At 71.2% G+C, this 15531-nt stretch carries 15 protein-coding genes; 5 read left to right on the plus strand and 10 right to left on the minus strand.

Annotated features, from left to right (window positions below; genetic code table 11):
* Positions 1-11 precede the first annotated feature (11 nt).
* Entirely contained in the window at positions 12-374 is a 363-nt protein-coding gene (locus Ari01nite_RS23330) for a hypothetical protein (protein WP_203783935.1), read from the minus strand.
* 319 nt (positions 375-693) lie between these two features.
* Between Ari01nite_RS23330 and Ari01nite_RS23335 the strand changes: the two genes are divergently transcribed.
* Both Ari01nite_RS23335 and Ari01nite_RS23340 read left to right on the plus strand, forming a co-directional pair.
* On the plus strand, positions 694-1398 hold the full coding sequence (locus Ari01nite_RS23335) for an AfsR/SARP family transcriptional regulator (protein WP_203783936.1): 705 nt from the start codon (positions 694-696) through the stop codon (positions 1396-1398).
* Between the two features lie 152 nt (positions 1399-1550).
* Positions 1551-2447, plus strand: a complete 897-nt coding sequence (locus Ari01nite_RS23340) for a hypothetical protein (protein WP_203783938.1) — start codon at positions 1551-1553, stop codon at positions 2445-2447.
* A 98-nt stretch (positions 2448-2545) separates the two neighbouring features.
* Here Ari01nite_RS23340 and Ari01nite_RS23345 read toward each other — a convergent pair whose 3' ends face one another.
* Positions 2546-3163: a hypothetical protein gene (locus Ari01nite_RS23345; protein ID WP_203783939.1), complete on the minus strand. Its 618-nt coding sequence runs from the start codon at positions 3161-3163 to the stop codon at positions 2546-2548.
* Positions 3164-3394: 231 nt separating this feature from the next.
* Positions 3395-4246 carry a sensor histidine kinase gene (locus Ari01nite_RS23350; protein ID WP_203783941.1) on the minus strand — a complete coding sequence of 284 codons (852 nt, stop codon included), beginning with the start codon at positions 4244-4246 and terminating at the stop codon, positions 3395-3397.
* 267 nt (positions 4247-4513) lie between these two features.
* Between Ari01nite_RS23350 and Ari01nite_RS23355 the strand changes: the two genes are divergently transcribed.
* Complete coding sequence (locus Ari01nite_RS23355) at positions 4514-5305, plus strand: sensor histidine kinase (RefSeq protein WP_203783943.1); 792 nt, start codon at positions 4514-4516, stop codon at positions 5303-5305.
* A 48-nt stretch (positions 5306-5353) separates the two neighbouring features.
* Here the strand turns inward: Ari01nite_RS23355 and Ari01nite_RS23360 are convergent, their stop codons facing one another.
* Positions 5354-6481 carry a M48 family metallopeptidase gene (locus tag Ari01nite_RS23360; RefSeq protein WP_203783944.1) on the minus strand — a complete coding sequence of 376 codons (1128 nt, stop codon included), beginning with the start codon at positions 6479-6481 and terminating at the stop codon, positions 5354-5356.
* A gap of 119 nt (positions 6482-6600) precedes the next feature.
* On the minus strand, positions 6601-7149 hold the full coding sequence (locus tag Ari01nite_RS23365) for a mycothiol transferase (protein WP_203783948.1): 549 nt from the start codon (positions 7147-7149) through the stop codon (positions 6601-6603).
* Between the two features lie 107 nt (positions 7150-7256).
* Between Ari01nite_RS23365 and Ari01nite_RS23370 the strand changes: the two genes are divergently transcribed.
* Positions 7257-8174: a helix-turn-helix transcriptional regulator gene (locus Ari01nite_RS23370; protein WP_369076774.1), complete on the plus strand. Its 918-nt coding sequence runs from the start codon at positions 7257-7259 to the stop codon at positions 8172-8174.
* Between the two features lie 73 nt (positions 8175-8247).
* The gene (locus Ari01nite_RS23375) at positions 8248-8520 is read left to right on the plus strand and encodes an MmcQ/YjbR family DNA-binding protein (RefSeq protein WP_239162945.1); all 273 of its coding nucleotides are present in this window, start codon (positions 8248-8250) and stop codon (positions 8518-8520) included.
* On the opposite strand, the gene srmL is transcribed toward Ari01nite_RS23375, so the two are convergent.
* The 5 genes from srmL to Ari01nite_RS23400 all read right to left on the minus strand — a co-directional run bounded on the left by srmL (position 8485) and on the right by Ari01nite_RS23400 (position 15514).
* Positions 8485-9531, minus strand: coding sequence for a PheS-related mystery ligase SrmL (gene srmL, locus Ari01nite_RS23380; RefSeq protein ID WP_203783950.1), 1047 nt, complete (start codon positions 9529-9531; stop codon positions 8485-8487). The two genes, Ari01nite_RS23375 and srmL, sit on opposite strands and share 36 nt — an antisense overlap.
* 275 nt (positions 9532-9806) lie before the next feature.
* Positions 9807-11348: a dolichyl-phosphate-mannose--protein mannosyltransferase gene (locus Ari01nite_RS23385; RefSeq protein WP_203783958.1), complete on the minus strand. Its 1542-nt coding sequence runs from the start codon at positions 11346-11348 to the stop codon at positions 9807-9809.
* 23 nt (positions 11349-11371) lie between these two features.
* On the minus strand, positions 11372-12754 hold the full coding sequence (locus tag Ari01nite_RS23390) for an aspartate aminotransferase family protein (RefSeq protein WP_239162946.1): 1383 nt from the start codon (positions 12752-12754) through the stop codon (positions 11372-11374).
* A 37-nt stretch (positions 12755-12791) separates the two neighbouring features.
* On the minus strand, positions 12792-14069 hold the full coding sequence (gene gabT, locus Ari01nite_RS23395; RefSeq protein ID WP_203783960.1) for a 4-aminobutyrate--2-oxoglutarate transaminase: 1278 nt from the start codon (positions 14067-14069) through the stop codon (positions 12792-12794).
* Positions 14070-14215: 146 nt separating this feature from the next.
* On the minus strand, positions 14216-15514 hold the full coding sequence (locus Ari01nite_RS23400) for an AI-2E family transporter (RefSeq protein WP_203783962.1): 1299 nt from the start codon (positions 15512-15514) through the stop codon (positions 14216-14218).
* Positions 15515-15531: the final 17 nt, after the last annotated feature.

Below are 15531 nucleotides of genomic sequence, written 5' to 3' on the forward strand. Positions count from 1 at the left end.
CCTGGCGACGATCAGCACTCCTCGACGGCGCCCCGGCCGTAGAGCAGCGCGTCGTTGACCCAGCCGGACTTGTTGAGCGACGGAACGTACACCCAGGTCCAGGTGCTCCAGCCGTTGTAGGTGCTGCCGGACGTGTAGCAGTGGTACTGGGCCGCGTCGCCGTAGTAGGCCCGGTCGACGATCCGGCAGGCGGTGCCGGTGTGGTGCGGCCCGACGCGGAGGGCGGCGTCGGTTCCGGAGATGAAACCGATGTATCCGTCCAGGAACGAATGGGCATGGCTGCAGCTGGCCGCGGCCGGCGACGCCGTTGTCGCCACCAGGCCACCCGTGGCCAGTGTGATCGCCGCGAGTGCGGCTCCGGTGCGTGCTCGCATAACTCCCCCTGTGATCGAGCTTGCATCGCTTTCCGGGACATCGTTCAAGCGGGTACTGAATGGCCGCTGAAGACGCACTGAATGCCACCGGGTTACCCAGGGAGATTGTCGGATTTCCATCGAAGCGCACCCATCGGCCGGGACCATGGGACCGCGCCGAATCAGGCAGAATTACCATCCAGGCCGGTCGGTCGCGCCCGGCCAGGTAAAGATCAAGAATGCTTTGTCGGCCTACGGGGGGCTGTGGCGGGTGAAGTCCGAATCGGAGCCAATACTACAATTACTGGGCCTGTTCGAGCTACGCATAAACGGCACAAGGGTGCAACTCGGCGAACCGAAACAGCAGAGCTTGCTGGCCCTGTTCGCCCTGCACCGGGCGGCTTTCGTCTCGATCACCGAAATAGTCGAGGCACTCTGGGACGGCCTGCCGCCGGCCCGGGTCCGCAATCAGATCCAGGTGTACGTGTCCCGCCTGCGGCGCGTGCTGACCCCGGTCGCCACCTGGGCGATCCACACGGAACCGGACGGTTACCTGCTGGAAGTCCCCGCCGACCGGGTCGATCTCGCGGTGTTCGACAACGCCGTGCGGCGCGGCACCACCCTGGCCCGCTCCGGCAACTGGCCGGCCGCCGACCGGGAGTTGCACACCGCCATGGCATGTTGGCGCGGCCGCGCGCTGGGCGGCGTACGCGGCGATTTCTTCGCCCGCCACGCGGCCCACCTGGAGGAACGCCGAATAGCCGCTTTCGAACAACACCTGGGCGTCAAACTGGCCCTGGGCCAATACGCCGAGGCGGTCAACTCACTGCGCCCGATAGTAGCCACCTATCCCCTGCACGAGGGCCTGCGCCACGGTTTCATGATCGCCCTTTACCGAGCCGGCCGCCCCGCCGAGGCCTTGGCCGCCTATCGCGAAGGCCGCTCCCAGATAATTGACCAGCTGGGCATCGAACCGGGCCCCGAACTACGTTCCCTGGAACGCCGGATTCTCCGCGGCGACCCAATCCCCAACGCCCATTACTGACCCGCATTCCGCACCGGAATTCCCGCGGAGAGCACCTCGCCCCACAAGATCCACGCGGTTGCGGACGACCAAGGCGGCCGAAGCCGTCCCGCGGCTGGCGCCGCCTTGGCACGATGGCAGGGACCGTGCGAGCCCGACGGGGGACGTCTGGCATGTGGCCGTTCCAGCGCAACCGCGACCCGGACGCCGGGCGGATCGATCCGGCGGACGGCGATCCGACCGCGCGCGCCCTGGCCGGCTTCATGCGGGCCGGTGACTGGCGCGGCGTGCGGGACATCCTGGCCGAGGCCACCGAGCCGGACACCCGGGCCTGCCTCCTGGAGTCGGCGGTCGAGGCCGGCGGCGCCGGGGACTGGATCGGCGGGTGGGCGCGGGCCGAACCGGATTCCACGCTGCCCGGCCTGGTGCGCGGCTGCCACGCCACGCGCGACGACCCCGCGGCGGCCGAGCGCATCCTCGGCGACGTGGTGCGGCGCGACCCGGACGAGGTGACCGCGCGGACCTGGCTGCTGATCTCGGGGCGCCGCCTCGGCATCGGCGCGGACGAGGCGCGGGACCGGTTCGACCAGGTGGTCCGCCGCTGGCCGGGACATCTGATCGGGTACGAGCAGCGGATGCGCTACCTGAGCCTGCGGGCGTGCGGCACCGGGCGGCAGATGTTCGCGTTCGCCCGGGAGGCCATGCTGAAGGCCAAGCCGGGCAGCCTGTTACCGGGCCTGCTGCCGCTCGCCCACCTGGAGCAGGCGGCCACGATGACCGCCGGCGCCGCGCGGGACTACCTGCACGAGGCGACCGTACGCGCGGACCTGCTCACCGCGGCGGGCCACTCGCTGTTCCACCCGGACTTCGCGCCGGCGATCGGCTGGACGCGGCGGGCCAACGTGTTCGCGGCGGCATTTCACCTGGCCGGCGAGCATCATGCGGCGGCGCGTGTGTTCGACCTGATCGGTGACCGGGTGAGCGCCCGGCCGTGGATTTTTTTCGACCCCACGGACCCGGTACGCCTGTTTACCGGCGCGCGCACGGAGGCGTACAACCGACGGTTTTGAATTTGTATTCTAGATTGACTCTAATCTATGACCTGAAATCCCCCACAGCGCAGCCTGCCGACGGCACCGGAGCCGCCGACAGGCCAGGTCCGCCGAGGTCAGTCGGCGACCACCACATCGTCGAACGAGGCGGTGGTCCAGGTGGTCACCAGGCCGGCGGGGCCGGAACCCAGGAAACCGTCGGTGGCGGAGAACGACGCACCGTTCACCGTGCCGACCAGTCGCTGACCTTCGACGGACAGTGACAGCTTGTACCAGGAGTCCTCGGCGACCGAAACCCGGAGGGTCGCGAGGATCTGGGCCGTACCGTTGACCGTGCGGGTGAGCACGGCGGTGTCGTTGGGCCGGAGCACCAGGGCGTAGTAGTTGCTGGTGGACGACGCCCGTGCCACGACGCCCGCGAAACCGGGCATGCCGTTGTAGGACTCGGGCCGGACTGCCGCGGTGACCGTGTAGTTCCGCCAGGACAGCGGACCCACGCGGGCCAGGGAGTTGGCGGCCAGACTGGACTGACGCAGGACCTTGTCGCTGCCGTCGATGTTGACGATCCAGGTGCCGCCGGTGGTGGTCCAGCCGGCAGCGTCACCGTCGTCGAAGTTGTCGGCGGTGAGGGTGTCCGCCGAGGCGGTGCCGACACCCGTGAAGACGGCCAGCATCGCGGCGGCTATCGCCACCGCCGAACCGCGCCGTATCCACCTCTTACCGGAGAGAGCCATTCAATATCACTCCTTCACTAAGGCATTGACTGGCGTCGATTGTCTTACCGCGAGTCGATTAGCGTCAACTGGCGCCCGTCCGGAACGCGCGGCGGAGCGCGGAAGGTCAGACTATTGGGGCCGCTGGTCGCGACAACCATCGCGATCGGACGGCCGCCGTGGTAACCGTGCGGGAAATTGTCACAAAACGGCGCGGATTTTTGCCGTGCGCATTTGTGAAGATATGGCCCGTCACTCGCGCGTTGCGGCCGCCGGAAGCACGGGAACGGCTTCGGGCCCGCTGCCGGGGCGTGGGCGGAGGCCGTCCAGCAGGGCGCGCACGGCGGTCAGGGCCCGCCGCGCCGAACCGACCACCGCACCGAGATCCTCGCGCTCCGCCGCCGCCAGCACCTCGTTGGTGTGCCGGAGGACCTCGTCGCGCAGGCCGGCGGAGAGTCGTGTCCGCTCCTCCTGGGCCTGCGCCGCCGCCCCCGCCAGGGCGGCCTCGACGCCGACTCGCTCACGGACCTGCCGGCCTTGCCGGCGGTGCCGCGCCAAGTTGCCGGCCAACCAGGCCAGCATCAGCGGCACCGCGATCCAGACGCCCTCGTTCAGCGCCTCCGACGACACCGCCTGGACGGCCTGGCCGAGACGTATCGCCACCGCGGCCATGCTCTCGCGCACCGGCTCCGGCACCCCCGGACTGAAGAAGGCATGCTGCACACCCCACGCCAGCAGCCACGACCACCCCGCGGCGCGACCCGCCAGCCGGACCGTTCCGCCCGGCGCATAGCGCAGAGTGTTGGTGAGCGCCTCCCGGGCGATGCTGAACACCGCCTCGGTGACCGCGGGCGGCGGCTCCTCGACCGGCACCTCGGCGATGACCGACTGCCCGAGATGCTGGAAGCCGTCCACCAGCCCGACCAGGCCCGACGATCCGGGCGCCGGCAGCGTGTCGGGCGGCATGGCCGAGAAGAGCTCGTACAGCGCGGTCAATGTCTCCCGGCCGGTCCGGGTCGCGAACTCCAGGGCCTCGTCGCGCCGGCCCGCCGCCTCCGCCGCCGATACGGTGATCACGATCGAGGTGAGCTGGTGGGCGGTCACGTCGTGCGCCCTCCAGCAACGCGGCGCCCGGCCAGTACACGATCTGCGTCAGGGCAATCAGCACGGCCGGGAAGCTGGTCACCCACCCAGGGTCTGCCGTGAAAGCGCAGCGTGGAGACGGTTTCCCGGAACCGGCGATGTACGACCCCAGCGGTACACCGACCTCCGCCGGACGCCGCCGCAGGCGGACGACGACTACCTCGACGGCCGCGCAGGATGTGGGTATTCCGCAAGGTTTGCCCACCCTGATCCCACAAGGAGAACGCCATGCCGACCACCCGCGAGGACGAGCTCCGAGCCCTGCTGATCATGGCCAGCCACGACCTCAAGTCGCCGCTCGCCGCCCTCTCGGTCCACCTGGAGATCCTGCGCGAGGACCACGGCGACAAGCTCGACCTCAGCGGCATGGAGCGCGCGCTGCGCCGGGTCACCCGGCTGGCGGAGGATATGCTCAGCTACGCCACGGCGGAGCAGACCGACCTGGCGGCGGCTCCGGCGGAGCTGGGCGACCTGGTCGCGGACGTGATCCTCGACCACGGCCCGGGCGCGGCGACCGGCCCGGTCACGGTGGCCGGCGTGCTGCCGGCGGTGCGCGCGGACGCTCGGCTGCTGCGGCACGTGCTCGACAACCTGATCGGCAACGCGATCAAATACACCCCGTCCGGCTCGGCGGCGCGGGTCACGGTCGCGGCCCACCAGCTTCCCGGCGGCACCGTACGCGTGGAGGTCGCCGACCGCGGCATCGGCCTCCCCGCCGCGGACCGCGACCGGGCGTTCGACGCCTTCCACCGGTGCGCCAACAGCGACGGCTACCCGGGCACCGGCCTGGGCCTGGCCATCTGCCGCCGCATCGTGGAACGCCACGGCGGCCGCATCGGCGTCGACGAGAACCCGGGCGGCGGCAGCCGCTTCTGGTTCACCCTGCCGGCCGAGCGGGCGGGCTCCGAGGAGCCGACCCTGGTCACGCGCCCACGCCGCGCCGCCCCGCCGCTCGACCCGCCGCGCCGGAAGCCCGCCGTGAGCGCATCGCTCGGGCTGGCCGCCACCGCCACGCGGTAGCCGGAGGGAGCGCGGCCGCACGCACCGTGCGGCCGCGCTCGGGCCGGCTCAGCTGCCGGCGCCGCCCGCGGGGCCACCGTTAGTGCCACCGCCGGGGCCACCGTTCGTGCCACCGCCGGAGCCGTCGCTGTCGGAGCCACCCGACGACCTACCACCCGCCCAGTTCCGGGCGCCTCGGGCGGCCGAGCCGACCAGATCGGCGGCGCCGCCCGCGGCTCGGCGGGCCAGGGACACCAGCGGGTCCGGTGAGTCGCGGAACGTGTCGCGGTAGCTGGCCGCCGCCGCCTTCACGTCGGCGGTCACCGAGGCGTCGCGGTCGTCGTCGCGGCGGGGGTAGTCGCCGCTCAGGACGCGTTCGTAGCCGCCCGCGTCGATCCAGCGGCGCAGTTCGGCGGCTCGGGCCACCGGGAACGGCTCGCCGTTGAAGGCCGTCATGCCGATTTTGTGGAGGCTGTCGCGGAGGTCGCCGCCGCCCTCGTACTCGGCGGCCTGTTCGAGGAAGGCGGTCGTGTCGATCTGGGACAGGTCGCCGCCGCCGGCCAGTTTCATGAACAGGCGGACCGACGCGGCCGGGTCCTGGCAGGCGAGCAGGCCGGCACGGTCGGCGGACAGCTCGGCCTTGCGCCACCACTCGTACATGGCCGCGATGATCGCCCGCAGCGCTATCGTGCCGATCGGCATCCAGCTGACGTTGGTCACCCAGCGGGTCAGGATCGTCATGATCGTCTGGTAGACCGCGTGGCCGCTGCGTACGTGGCCTATCTCGCGGCCCAGCAGGGTGCGCAGTTCGTCGTCGTCCAGCTTTTCGACCGCGGCCGTGCTGATCACGATGAACGGGCGGTCCATGCCGATCGCGCGGCCGTGGATCACCGGGTTCTGGCTGACGTAGAGCTCGGGCAGTTCGGCCACGTCGAGGGTGGCCGCGGCCTCGGCGAAGCGCAGGTGCACGCGCGGATACTGGCGGTGGTCCACCCGGATCGCGCCGGCCAGGTACGACAGGCGGAACCCCCGCTCGTTCCACATGCCGAACAGGCCGCGTACCACGTCATCGAAGCCACGCAGCTCGCGCAGGGCGGTCAGCGCGCCCCGGTCGGCCGGGTGTTCCCAGGCCCGGGAACTGATGCCGGTCAGCGTGACCCGTTGCCGCGCCGGCCGGTTCTCGTCGTCGATTGTCATCGGGACCCTTCCGTCCGTCTCGTCCAGGGGATGAGCGTCCCGGATCGGCCCGGACGGGCGCATCGGTCCGAAGTCGAGATCCGGAGCGGTGAATACGACTTTCGGCCGATGCGGTGCGGTCAGCGCTGCGGCGGGTCCTGGCCGACCAGCCCGTCGATCGCCTCGCGCAGCAGGTCGGCGTGCCCGACGTGCCGGGCGTACTCGTCGTGCAGGTCCACCACGATGCGCCGCAGGTTCGGCGGGTTGCCCTCGTCGTCGGCGGTGAACTGGGCCGGCTGGTCGAGGCCGTCAGCCGCGGCCAGCGCCTTGGCCATCGCCTCGCGCGAGTGCTCGACCGCGTTGCGCCACAGCGTGTAGAGCGTCTCGGGCGAGTCGCCGGCCGCGGTCCGCCACACCCAGGTGGGGTCGTCGTGGTCGGCCACGTCCAGCGGCGGGCCGGGCGGCTGGCCGGTGAAGTCGATCGTGTAGCGCTCCTCGACCAGGGCCAGGTGCTTGATCAGCCCGCCCAGCGTCATGGCCGACGGCGGGTGGGCCCGGTGCAGCGCGTCCGCGTCCAGCCCGCCGGTCTTCCAGGCGAACGTGGCCCGCGACCGGTCCAGCGCGAACAGCAGCATCTCGACCTCGCCGGCGGTCAGCGAGGGCTCTTTGATCGTGGTGTCGTCGGTCATGTCGATCAGGCTAGGCTCGGTTCCGGACGTTTTGCTTCCGGAACCGGGGGACGACCCTGAAACCTGACTCCAGCCCCACCGCGCGGGCGCTGCTCACGCTCGAACTGATCCAGTCCGGCCCCGGCATCACCGCCGACCGGCTGGCCGACAAGCTGGGCGTCACCGAGCGGGCGGCCCGGCGCTACGTGGGCATCCTGCGCGAGGCCGGCATCCCGATCGAGTCGGTACGCGGCCCGTACGGCGGCTACCGGGTCGGCCGCGGCCTGCGACCGCCGCCGCTGATGTTCAGCGCCACCGAGGCGCTGGGCCTGGTGATGGCGGTGCTCGACGGCCACCACGACGCGGGCGACGCCGGCAGTCCGGTGGGTGCCGCGCTGGGCAAGATCGTGCGAGCGCTGCCCGAGCCGGTCGCGCACCAGGCGGAGGCGGTACGCCAGGCCACCGCGCCCGCACCGGACCGGTCCGCCGCCCGGCCCGACCCGGACACCACGGCCGCCCTGGTCCGGGCCGCCTCCGAGCACCGCCGGGTCCGGCTGCGCTATCGTTCGGAGGCCGGCACGGAATGGGAGACCGACGTCGACCCGTGGGCCGTCGTCGTCCGGCACGGCCGGTGGTACCTGCTGTGCTGGTCGCACCGGGCGAGCGGGCGCCGCGCGTACCGGATCGATCGGATTTTGACTGTCGAGCCGCTCACCGAGGACTTCGTGCCACCCGCCGGCCTCGATCCGGTGGCGGTGCTCGAGGAGCACCTCGGCGAAGGCTGGGAGTACCGCGCCGAGGTGCTGATCGACGCGCCGGCCGACCGCATCGCCTACTGCATACCCCGGACTCTCGGGCGTCTGGAACCGGCCGTCGCCGGCTGCCGGCTGATCGGCACCACCAGCAATCCATGGTGGTACGCCGAGCAGCTGGCCACGGTGCCGGCGGCGTTCCGGGTGGTCGGCGGCCCCGAGGTCCGTCATGCTGTGCGCGAACTGGGCCACCGCCTGCTGGCCGCGGCCGACGAGCCGGAGGGTAAGCCATGACCAGGGACGACATCCTCGCCTACTGCCTCGCCAGCCCGGCGCCTGGACCGACGAGCCGTGGGAGGGCGACCTGGTGGTCAAGGTGGGCAGCAAGATCTTCGCCTTCCTGGGCAACGCCGAACGAGTCGGCGTCAAGTGCGGCAAGGACCGCCAGATCGCCGACGAGTGGCTGCTGCGCTACCCGGACGACGCCGCGGCTTCGGCCTACATCGGCCGCTACGGCTGGAACACCCTGGCCCTGAACGCGAAAATCCCCGGCGACGAACTGTTCGAGGCCGTCGACGCCTCCTACGACGACGTGGTCGCGCGCCTACCCCGCAAGGAGCGCCCGGCCGGTCAGACCTAGGTGGATCCGGTCCCGCAGCTCGTTGGCGGCCCGCTTCGGCAACGTCCCCCGCAGGTCACGCAGGGTGATCCGGAGCAGGACGTTGACCTCGCCGTCCCGCAACCGCGGCAACGCCTCCGGTCCGGTGACGGCCACGATCTGCACGGCCTCGACCAGGTGCTCGTCGGCACCCAGCACCTCGCGTACCCGGTCACCGAGATCCTCCTCGCTCACCCCGCAAGGCAGGATCAAAGACAGGTCACGGTACGCCGCGGGCTGCCGCGAGACGGGCCGGTAACCCGCCAGGTCCGTCATCTGCCCCGCAACCCGGGGATCATCCGACCGCAGCAGCCGGATGTCGTCGATCCCCTTACGCACCATGACCAGACGGTCCAGCCCCACCCCGAGCGCCAGCCCGCGCCGCCCCGGACCCACCACGTGCGCGGCCGCCACACCGCATTCGCCGATCTCCACCCAGGAGTCGCCGGCCAGCGCCTCGATCTCCAGGCCACCGGTCGTGTAGGGGTGGACCGCCGGCCGGGTGCGCCAACGCACGCCCGGAAGCGCGGCACCGACCGCAACCCCGACCAGGCCGGTCAGGGCGGCCGGCTCCGCCCCGAGGAGCCACAGGTCGAGCTGGTGCGGCGTGCCGGTGTGCAGCCGGTCGATCGCGTCCCGCCGATAGACGACGCCCGGGCAGGCCACCATCGCCCGGGACCGGGCCAGCCCCCGCAGCGCACCCGGAATCAGCGCGGACGTCTGCGACCGCAGCATCCGCCGGTCGTCGACATACCGGGTGTAGCGCGCGTCGCGGGCCGCGGCGGCCGCGCTGTAACCGAGCCGGTCGTAGTTGTCGGCCACGTCGACGATCCGCTCACCACGGTGGATGGTGGGTGGTCCCAGCTCCGGCCAGCGTCGCACCACCGCGGCCAGGATGTCGTCGGCGATCAGTTGGACGGCGTGGCGGCCCTGGGCGGGGTCGGTGAGGTCACGGATGGCCAGGGCGGCGGCCAGGGCGTCGGGGGTCAGCATGGGTCTTCTCCGTTTCGTGAGTGGATGCCACCCACCGGAGAAAGCCGAACGGCCGCCCAGGGGGCGGCCGTGCGAGGGTCAGCGGGCCACCGAGAGGTAGCCGCCAAACGCCGCGCGATACGTCATGCCTCGATGGTGCCACCGCCGGGCTAGCCGGGTCATCCGGATATTCCAGCTGTCCGGGCGTGCGGCATCGGGGCAGCGGGCCACCATGGGGTGCCCTCGTGGGAAGCGCCGGCATGGGGGCGGGAGCGTGGCGGTGGGTCTTGGCGGGGTCAGATCCAGCGGCCGCCCAGCCACATGCGGGAGAACCAGCTCTCGTAGGGGATCACCTGGCCCACGAAGATCGGGTAGAAGTAGGCGAAGCACAGCGCCACCAACGTCAGGTAGGCGCCTGCCGCCACCACGCCCACCACCTGGCGGTCGGGCCGGTCGGGGCCGGTGACCACGCCGTCGGGCGGGGTCATGATGGCGCCCAGGACATATGCGACGGCGAGGACCAGGAAGGGCAGGGCCGGCAGCGCGTAGAACACGTACATCGTCCGGCCGTCCTTGATCGCGTAGTAGAACCACGGCAGCAGGCCGGCCGCCACCGGGACCAGGATCGCCCAGGCCCGCCAGTCGCGGCGGGCTATGCCGAACCAGATCAAGGCGGCCAGCGCGGGCAGGAAGGACCACCACAGGATCGGCGTGCCCAGCAGGAGGATCTGGCGGAAGCAGCTGTCGGCGCCGCAGCCGGTGGCGCCGCCCGGGGAGTAGAAGTTTACCGGGCGGCCCAGTAGCAACCACTGCCACGGCCAGGACTGGTAGGTGTGCCGGTCGGTCAGGCCGCTGTGGAAACCGTACGCCTGCTGGTGGTAGTGCAGCAGGTTGAGCAGGGCGCCCAGCACCGGCGGCTCGCTCAGGCCGTTCGCCTCGCGGTAGTGGCGGAAGTAGCCGGTGTCGGTGACGAACCAGCCGATCCAGGTGGCCAGGTAGAAGACCGCCGTGAGAACCACGCTGAGCAGGCCCCAGCCCAGGTCGCCGGCGGTCCAGCCGGCACGGAAGCCGGCCGAGCGCCGCGCCTGCCACCGCCAGGCGAGCACCAGTGCGCCGAAGAACGGCAGGAAGAACGCGGCGCTCCACTTCACGCCGCAGGCCAGCCCCAGCAGGGCGCCGGCGGCCAGCAGCCACCACGGCACCGTGCGCGGCGGGCGGTCGGCTCCCGCCTCCAGCGCGCGGAGCAGACGGCGCCGGTAGTGGTCGCGGTCGAGCACCACGGCGGCGAACGTGGCCAGCACCCACAGCCCGAGGAAGATGTCGAGCAGCGAGGTGCGGGACAGCACCAGGTGGAACCCGTCCAGGGTCAGCAGCAACCCGGCCGCGCCGGCCAGCACGATCGAGTGGAACAGGCGGTAGGCGACGCGGATCAGGATGAGGACCATCAGCGTGCCGGCTACCGCGGCCGGGAACCGCCAGCCCAGCTCGGTGTTGCCGAACAGGGCCTCGCCGGCCGCGATCATCCACTTGCCCAGCGGCGGGTGGACCACGTAGGCGGCGCCGTCGATCTTCTCGTCCCACTCGACGCCGTGCTGGAGCATGTCCCAGGCGTCGGTCGGGTAGTACACCTCGTCGAAGACGTAGCCCTTGGGCGAGCCCAGGTTCGCGAAGCGCAGCATCGCCGCGATCGCCACGACGAGGCCGGTGACCAGCCAGGAGTACGGATCGAGCCAGTTCTCCAGGGTGGCCAGCCGGCGCCGCACGACGTCGGGAACGGGCCGCGCGGCCGTCTCCGGTTCTCCGACGACCCGCGCCTCCGTCACTACCGCCGTTGTCACACCGCGATCCTAGGTACCTCGATTCAGAGTTGTGAATGCGCCTCGGTGAGGACCGTGCGCAGGATCCGCTCGATCTCGGCGAACTGCTCCTCGCCGGCGATCAGCGGCGGCGCCAGCTGGATCACCGGGTCGCCGCGGTCGTCGGCCCGGCAGTACAGCCCGGCCTCGAAGAGGGCGTGCGACAGGAAGCCGCGCAGCAGCCGCTCCGACTCGTCGTCGTTGAACGTCTGCTTGGTGGCCTTGTCCTTGACCAGTTCGATGCCGAAGAAGTAGCCGTCGCCGCGGACGTCACCCACGATCGGGAGGTCGGAAAGCTTCTCCAGGTACGAACGGAAGAGCGCCGTGTTCTCGCGTACGTGGGAATTGAGGTTTTCTCTTTCCATGATGTCCAGGTTGGCCAGCGCCACCGCCGAGCCGACCGGATGCCCGCCGTAGGTGATGCCGTGGGCGAACCAGTTGGTGCCCTCGAGGAACGGCTCGGCCAGCCGCTCCGCCGCGATCATCGCGCCCAGCGGCACATATCCGCTGGTCAAGCCCTTGGCAACGGTGATGATGTCGGGCGTGTAGTCGTAACGGTTGCCGCCGAAGTACTCCCCCAGGCGCCCGAACCCGCAGATCACGTCGTCGGAGACCATCAGCACGTCGTAGCGGTCGCAGATCTCGCGGACCCGCTGGAAGTAGCCCGGCGGCGGCGGGAAGCAGCCGCCCGCGTTCTGCACCGGCTCGAGGAAAACCGCCGCCACCGTGTCCGGTCCCTCGAACTCGATGGCCTCGGCGATCCGGTCGGCCGCCCAGACGCCGAACTGCTCCGGGGTCATCGACTCGTCGGGACGCCGGTAGTAGTTGGTGTTCGGCACCCGGAACGTGGACGGCACGAGCGGCTCGAAGTCCTGCTTGAGCGCGGGGATGCCGGTGATCGACAGGGCGCCCATCGAGGTGCCGTGGTAGGCGATCGAGCGGGACAGCACCTTGGTCTTGAGCGGCTTGCCGACCTTGCGGAAGTACGAGCGGGCCAGCTTCCAGGCCGACTCGACCGCCTCCGAGCCGCCGGTCGTGAAGAACACCCGGTTGAGGTCGCCGGGGGTCAGGTCGGCCAGCCGGTCGGCCAGTTCGGCCGCCTTCGGGTGCGCGTACGACCAGATCGGGAAGTACGCCAGCTCGCCGGCCTGTTTGGCCGCCGCCTCGGCCAGTTCCTGCCGCCCGTGTCCGGTCTGCACCACGAACAGGCCGGACAGCCCGTCCAGGTAACGCCGGCCGGCGCTGTCCCAGATGTAGCAGCCGTCGCCCCGCACGATCATCGGCATGTCGGTCTTGCGGAACGAGGACAGGCGGGTGAAGTGCGGCCAGAGGTGGTCACGCGCGGCCTCGGTCAGTTTCGCGTAGTCCGGAGACTGGAGATCGGTCAAGGGGGGCTCCCGGATCGAGGGGGTGGTGAGAGGGGGTCTAAAGAGCGGCGGCGAACGCCTGCTCCAGCAGCGAGAGGCCGCGGTCGAGCTCGTCGTCGGCGATGATCAGCGGCGGGAGCAGGCGCAGCACGTTGCCGTACGTGCCGCAGGTGAGCAGCAGCAGCCCCAGGTCGTGCGCGGCCTTGGCCACCGCGGCGGTCGCCGCCGGCTCGGGGGTGGTGCCGCCGGGTTCGACCAGCTCGAGCGCGAGCATCGCGCCGCGCCCGCGGATGTCGCCGATCACCGGGTGCTTGCCGGCCAGCGCCTCGAGCCGGGGCCGGGCCACCGCCTCGATGTGCCGGGCCGCCGCCGCGCCGTCGATCTCGCGCAGGGTCTCGATGGTGGCCAGGGCCGCGGCGCAGGCGATCGGGTTGCCGCCGTAGGTGCCGCCGAGCCCGCCGGGGTGCACCGCGTCCATGATCTCGGCGCGGCCGGTGACCGCGGCGAGCGGCAGGCCACCGGCGATGCCCTTGGCGGTGGTGATCAGGTCGGGTTCGACGCCCTCGTCCTCGCAGGCGAACCACGTGCCGGTGCGGCAGAAGCCGGTCTGGATCTCGTCGGCCACGAACATGGCGCCGGCCGCGCGGCTCCACTCGGCCAGCGCCGGCAGGAAGCCGGGCGCGGGCACCACGAAACCACCCTCGCCCTGAACGGGCTCGATCAGCACGGCGGCCACATTGCTCGCGCCCACGTGCTTCTCGATCTGGCCGATGGCGTACGCGGCGGCGTCCGCCCCGCTGCGCCCGTCGCGGAACGGGTACGACATCGGCACCCGGTAGATCTCGCCGGCGAACGGGCCGAACCCCTGCTTGTACGGCATGACCTTGGCGGTGAGCGCCATCGTCAGGTTGGTCCGGCCGTGGTACGCGTGGTCGAACACCACGACGGCCTGGCGCCCGGTGGCGTGCCGGGCGATCTTCACGGCGTTCTCCACCGCCTCGGCGCCGGAGTTGAACAGCGCGGACCGCTTGTCGAAGCTGCCCGGGGTGAGCTCGGCCAGTTGCTCGCACACGGCGACGTACTGCTCGTACGGCGCGATCATGAAGCAGGTGTGTGTGAAGCGCTCGACCTGGGCCTGCACGGCCGCGACCACCTTGGGTGCGGCGTTGCCGACATTGGTCACCGCGATGCCGGCCGCGAAGTCGATCCACTCGCGGCCGTCCACATCGGTCATCGTGCCGCCGCCGGCGCTGCCGACGTAGGACGGGATCATGCTGCTGACCCCGCGGGCGACGGCCGCGGCGCGACGCTGGTGCAACTCGGCCGAGCTGGGCATATCTCCACTCCTTCAGGCTTTGAACCCCGATCATTTCACTGATTCCGTCGTGCGCAAGAGGCGCTACAACTATTTCCGTTTCATGCCGAGCGCGAAGAAGCCGGCCCTCGGAGGCCGGCTTCTTGACAGTGCGTGACGGACTGAGGTCAAACAAGTGAGGAGCTGGCCGACGGCGTGGCCGCGGGTTCCCGCTCGTCGTCGTCCTCGTCCTCGTCCGCCGGTTCGGTGCCGGGCGGCTGCCGGTCCGGCGTCGGTTCGCCGTCCGGATGCTTCGCGAGGTACCGGATCGCGGTGTTCAGCACGGCCAGCAACGGCACCGCGATGAGACCGCCGACGATCCCGGCCACCACGATGCCGGCCGCGATCGCCAGGATCACCGCGAGCGGGTGCAGTGCCACCGCCCGGCCCATGATGAGCGGCTGCAGCACGTGCCCCTCCAGCTGCTGCACCGCGATCACCACGGCCAGCACGATCAGCGCGGTGACCGGCCCGTTCGCGACCAGCGCCACCAGCACCGCGACCGCGCCCGTGATGGTCGCGCCGACCACCGGGATGAACGCGCCGAGGAAGACCAGCGCGGCCAGCGGCAACGCCATCGGCACCCGCAGGATGGCCAGGCCGAGTCCGATGCCGGCCGCATCCACGAACGCGACCAGGACGGTCGCGTGCACGTACGAGACGAGCGTGTGCCACGAGTAGTGACCGGCCCGCGCGGTCGGCACCCGGGCCTCGCGCGGCAGCAGCCGGCACAGGAACGACCAGATCCGCCCGCCGTCGCGGAGGAAGAAGAACAGGGTGAACAACACCAGGAAGAAGCCGGTGACCACCTCACCGACGGTCACCGCGGTGTTCAGCGCGCCGGTGGTCAGCGCACCCTGATTCTCGGTGAGCGTCTGCCCAGCCTGGTCGACGTAGCGGCTCAGCTGCGCGTCGGTGAGGTGCAGCGGGCCGGCCGACAGCCACTGCTGTATCTCCTCGATCCCGTCGCTGACCTGGGTCGACAGGTTGTCGATCTGGGAGATGAAGGTGCTGATGATCAGCCCGAGTCCGCCGAACACCAGCAGAAGCGCGGCGACCAGGATCAGGCCGGCGGCCAACGAGGCTTTCATGCCGCGCCGGATCAGCGCGGCGCAGGCCGGCTGGAACAGTGCCGCCAGCAACACCGCCACCACGACCGGGATGACCACCAGGCGGAGCAGCGCCACCAACCGCAGGAGCAGGTACGCCGCCGCCACGATGAGGATGAAGCGCCAGGCCCACGCGCCGGCCGTGCGGATGCCGCGGGGCAGGGCGTCCTCGGCCCCGCGCTTCGGGTTGACCACCACGACGGGCGGCGCCGGCTCCGCCAGGTCCGGGCCGGCGGTGAACGGCGGTGGTGCGGTGCGGGCCGCCGCCGCTTCCCATGCGGCCCGCGAGCGTGTACGGACGGTCTGCGCCCAAGTCATGCCCCTGACTGCCCGGT

Source organism: Paractinoplanes rishiriensis, from assembly GCF_016862375.1.
GTDB lineage: Bacteria > Actinomycetota > Actinomycetes > Mycobacteriales > Micromonosporaceae > Actinoplanes > Actinoplanes rishiriensis.

Bases quoted from the DNA above. Each gene is read 5' to 3' on its own strand.
- Ari01nite_RS23330 (WP_203783935.1), bottom strand. From the start codon at position 374: ATGCGAGCACGCACCGGAGCCGCACTCGCGGCGATCACACTGGCCACG.
- gabT (WP_203783960.1), bottom strand. From the start codon at position 14,069: ATGCCCAGCTCGGCCGAGTTGCACCAGCGTCGCGCCGCGGCCGTCGCC.
- Ari01nite_RS23400 (WP_203783962.1), bottom strand. From the start codon at position 15,514: ATGACTTGGGCGCAGACCGTCCGTACACGCTCGCGGGCCGCATGGGAA.
- Ari01nite_RS23345 (WP_203783939.1), bottom strand. From the start codon at position 3,163: ATGGCTCTCTCCGGTAAGAGGTGGATACGGCGCGGTTCGGCGGTGGCG.
- Ari01nite_RS23365 (WP_203783948.1), bottom strand. From the start codon at position 7,149: ATGACCGACGACACCACGATCAAAGAGCCCTCGCTGACCGCCGGCGAG.
- Ari01nite_RS23340 (WP_203783938.1), top strand. From the start codon at position 1,551: ATGTGGCCGTTCCAGCGCAACCGCGACCCGGACGCCGGGCGGATCGAT.
- Ari01nite_RS23355 (WP_203783943.1), top strand. From the start codon at position 4,514: ATGCCGACCACCCGCGAGGACGAGCTCCGAGCCCTGCTGATCATGGCC.
- srmL (WP_203783950.1), bottom strand. From the start codon at position 9,531: ATGCTGACCCCCGACGCCCTGGCCGCCGCCCTGGCCATCCGTGACCTC.
- Ari01nite_RS23360 (WP_203783944.1), bottom strand. From the start codon at position 6,481: ATGACAATCGACGACGAGAACCGGCCGGCGCGGCAACGGGTCACGCTG.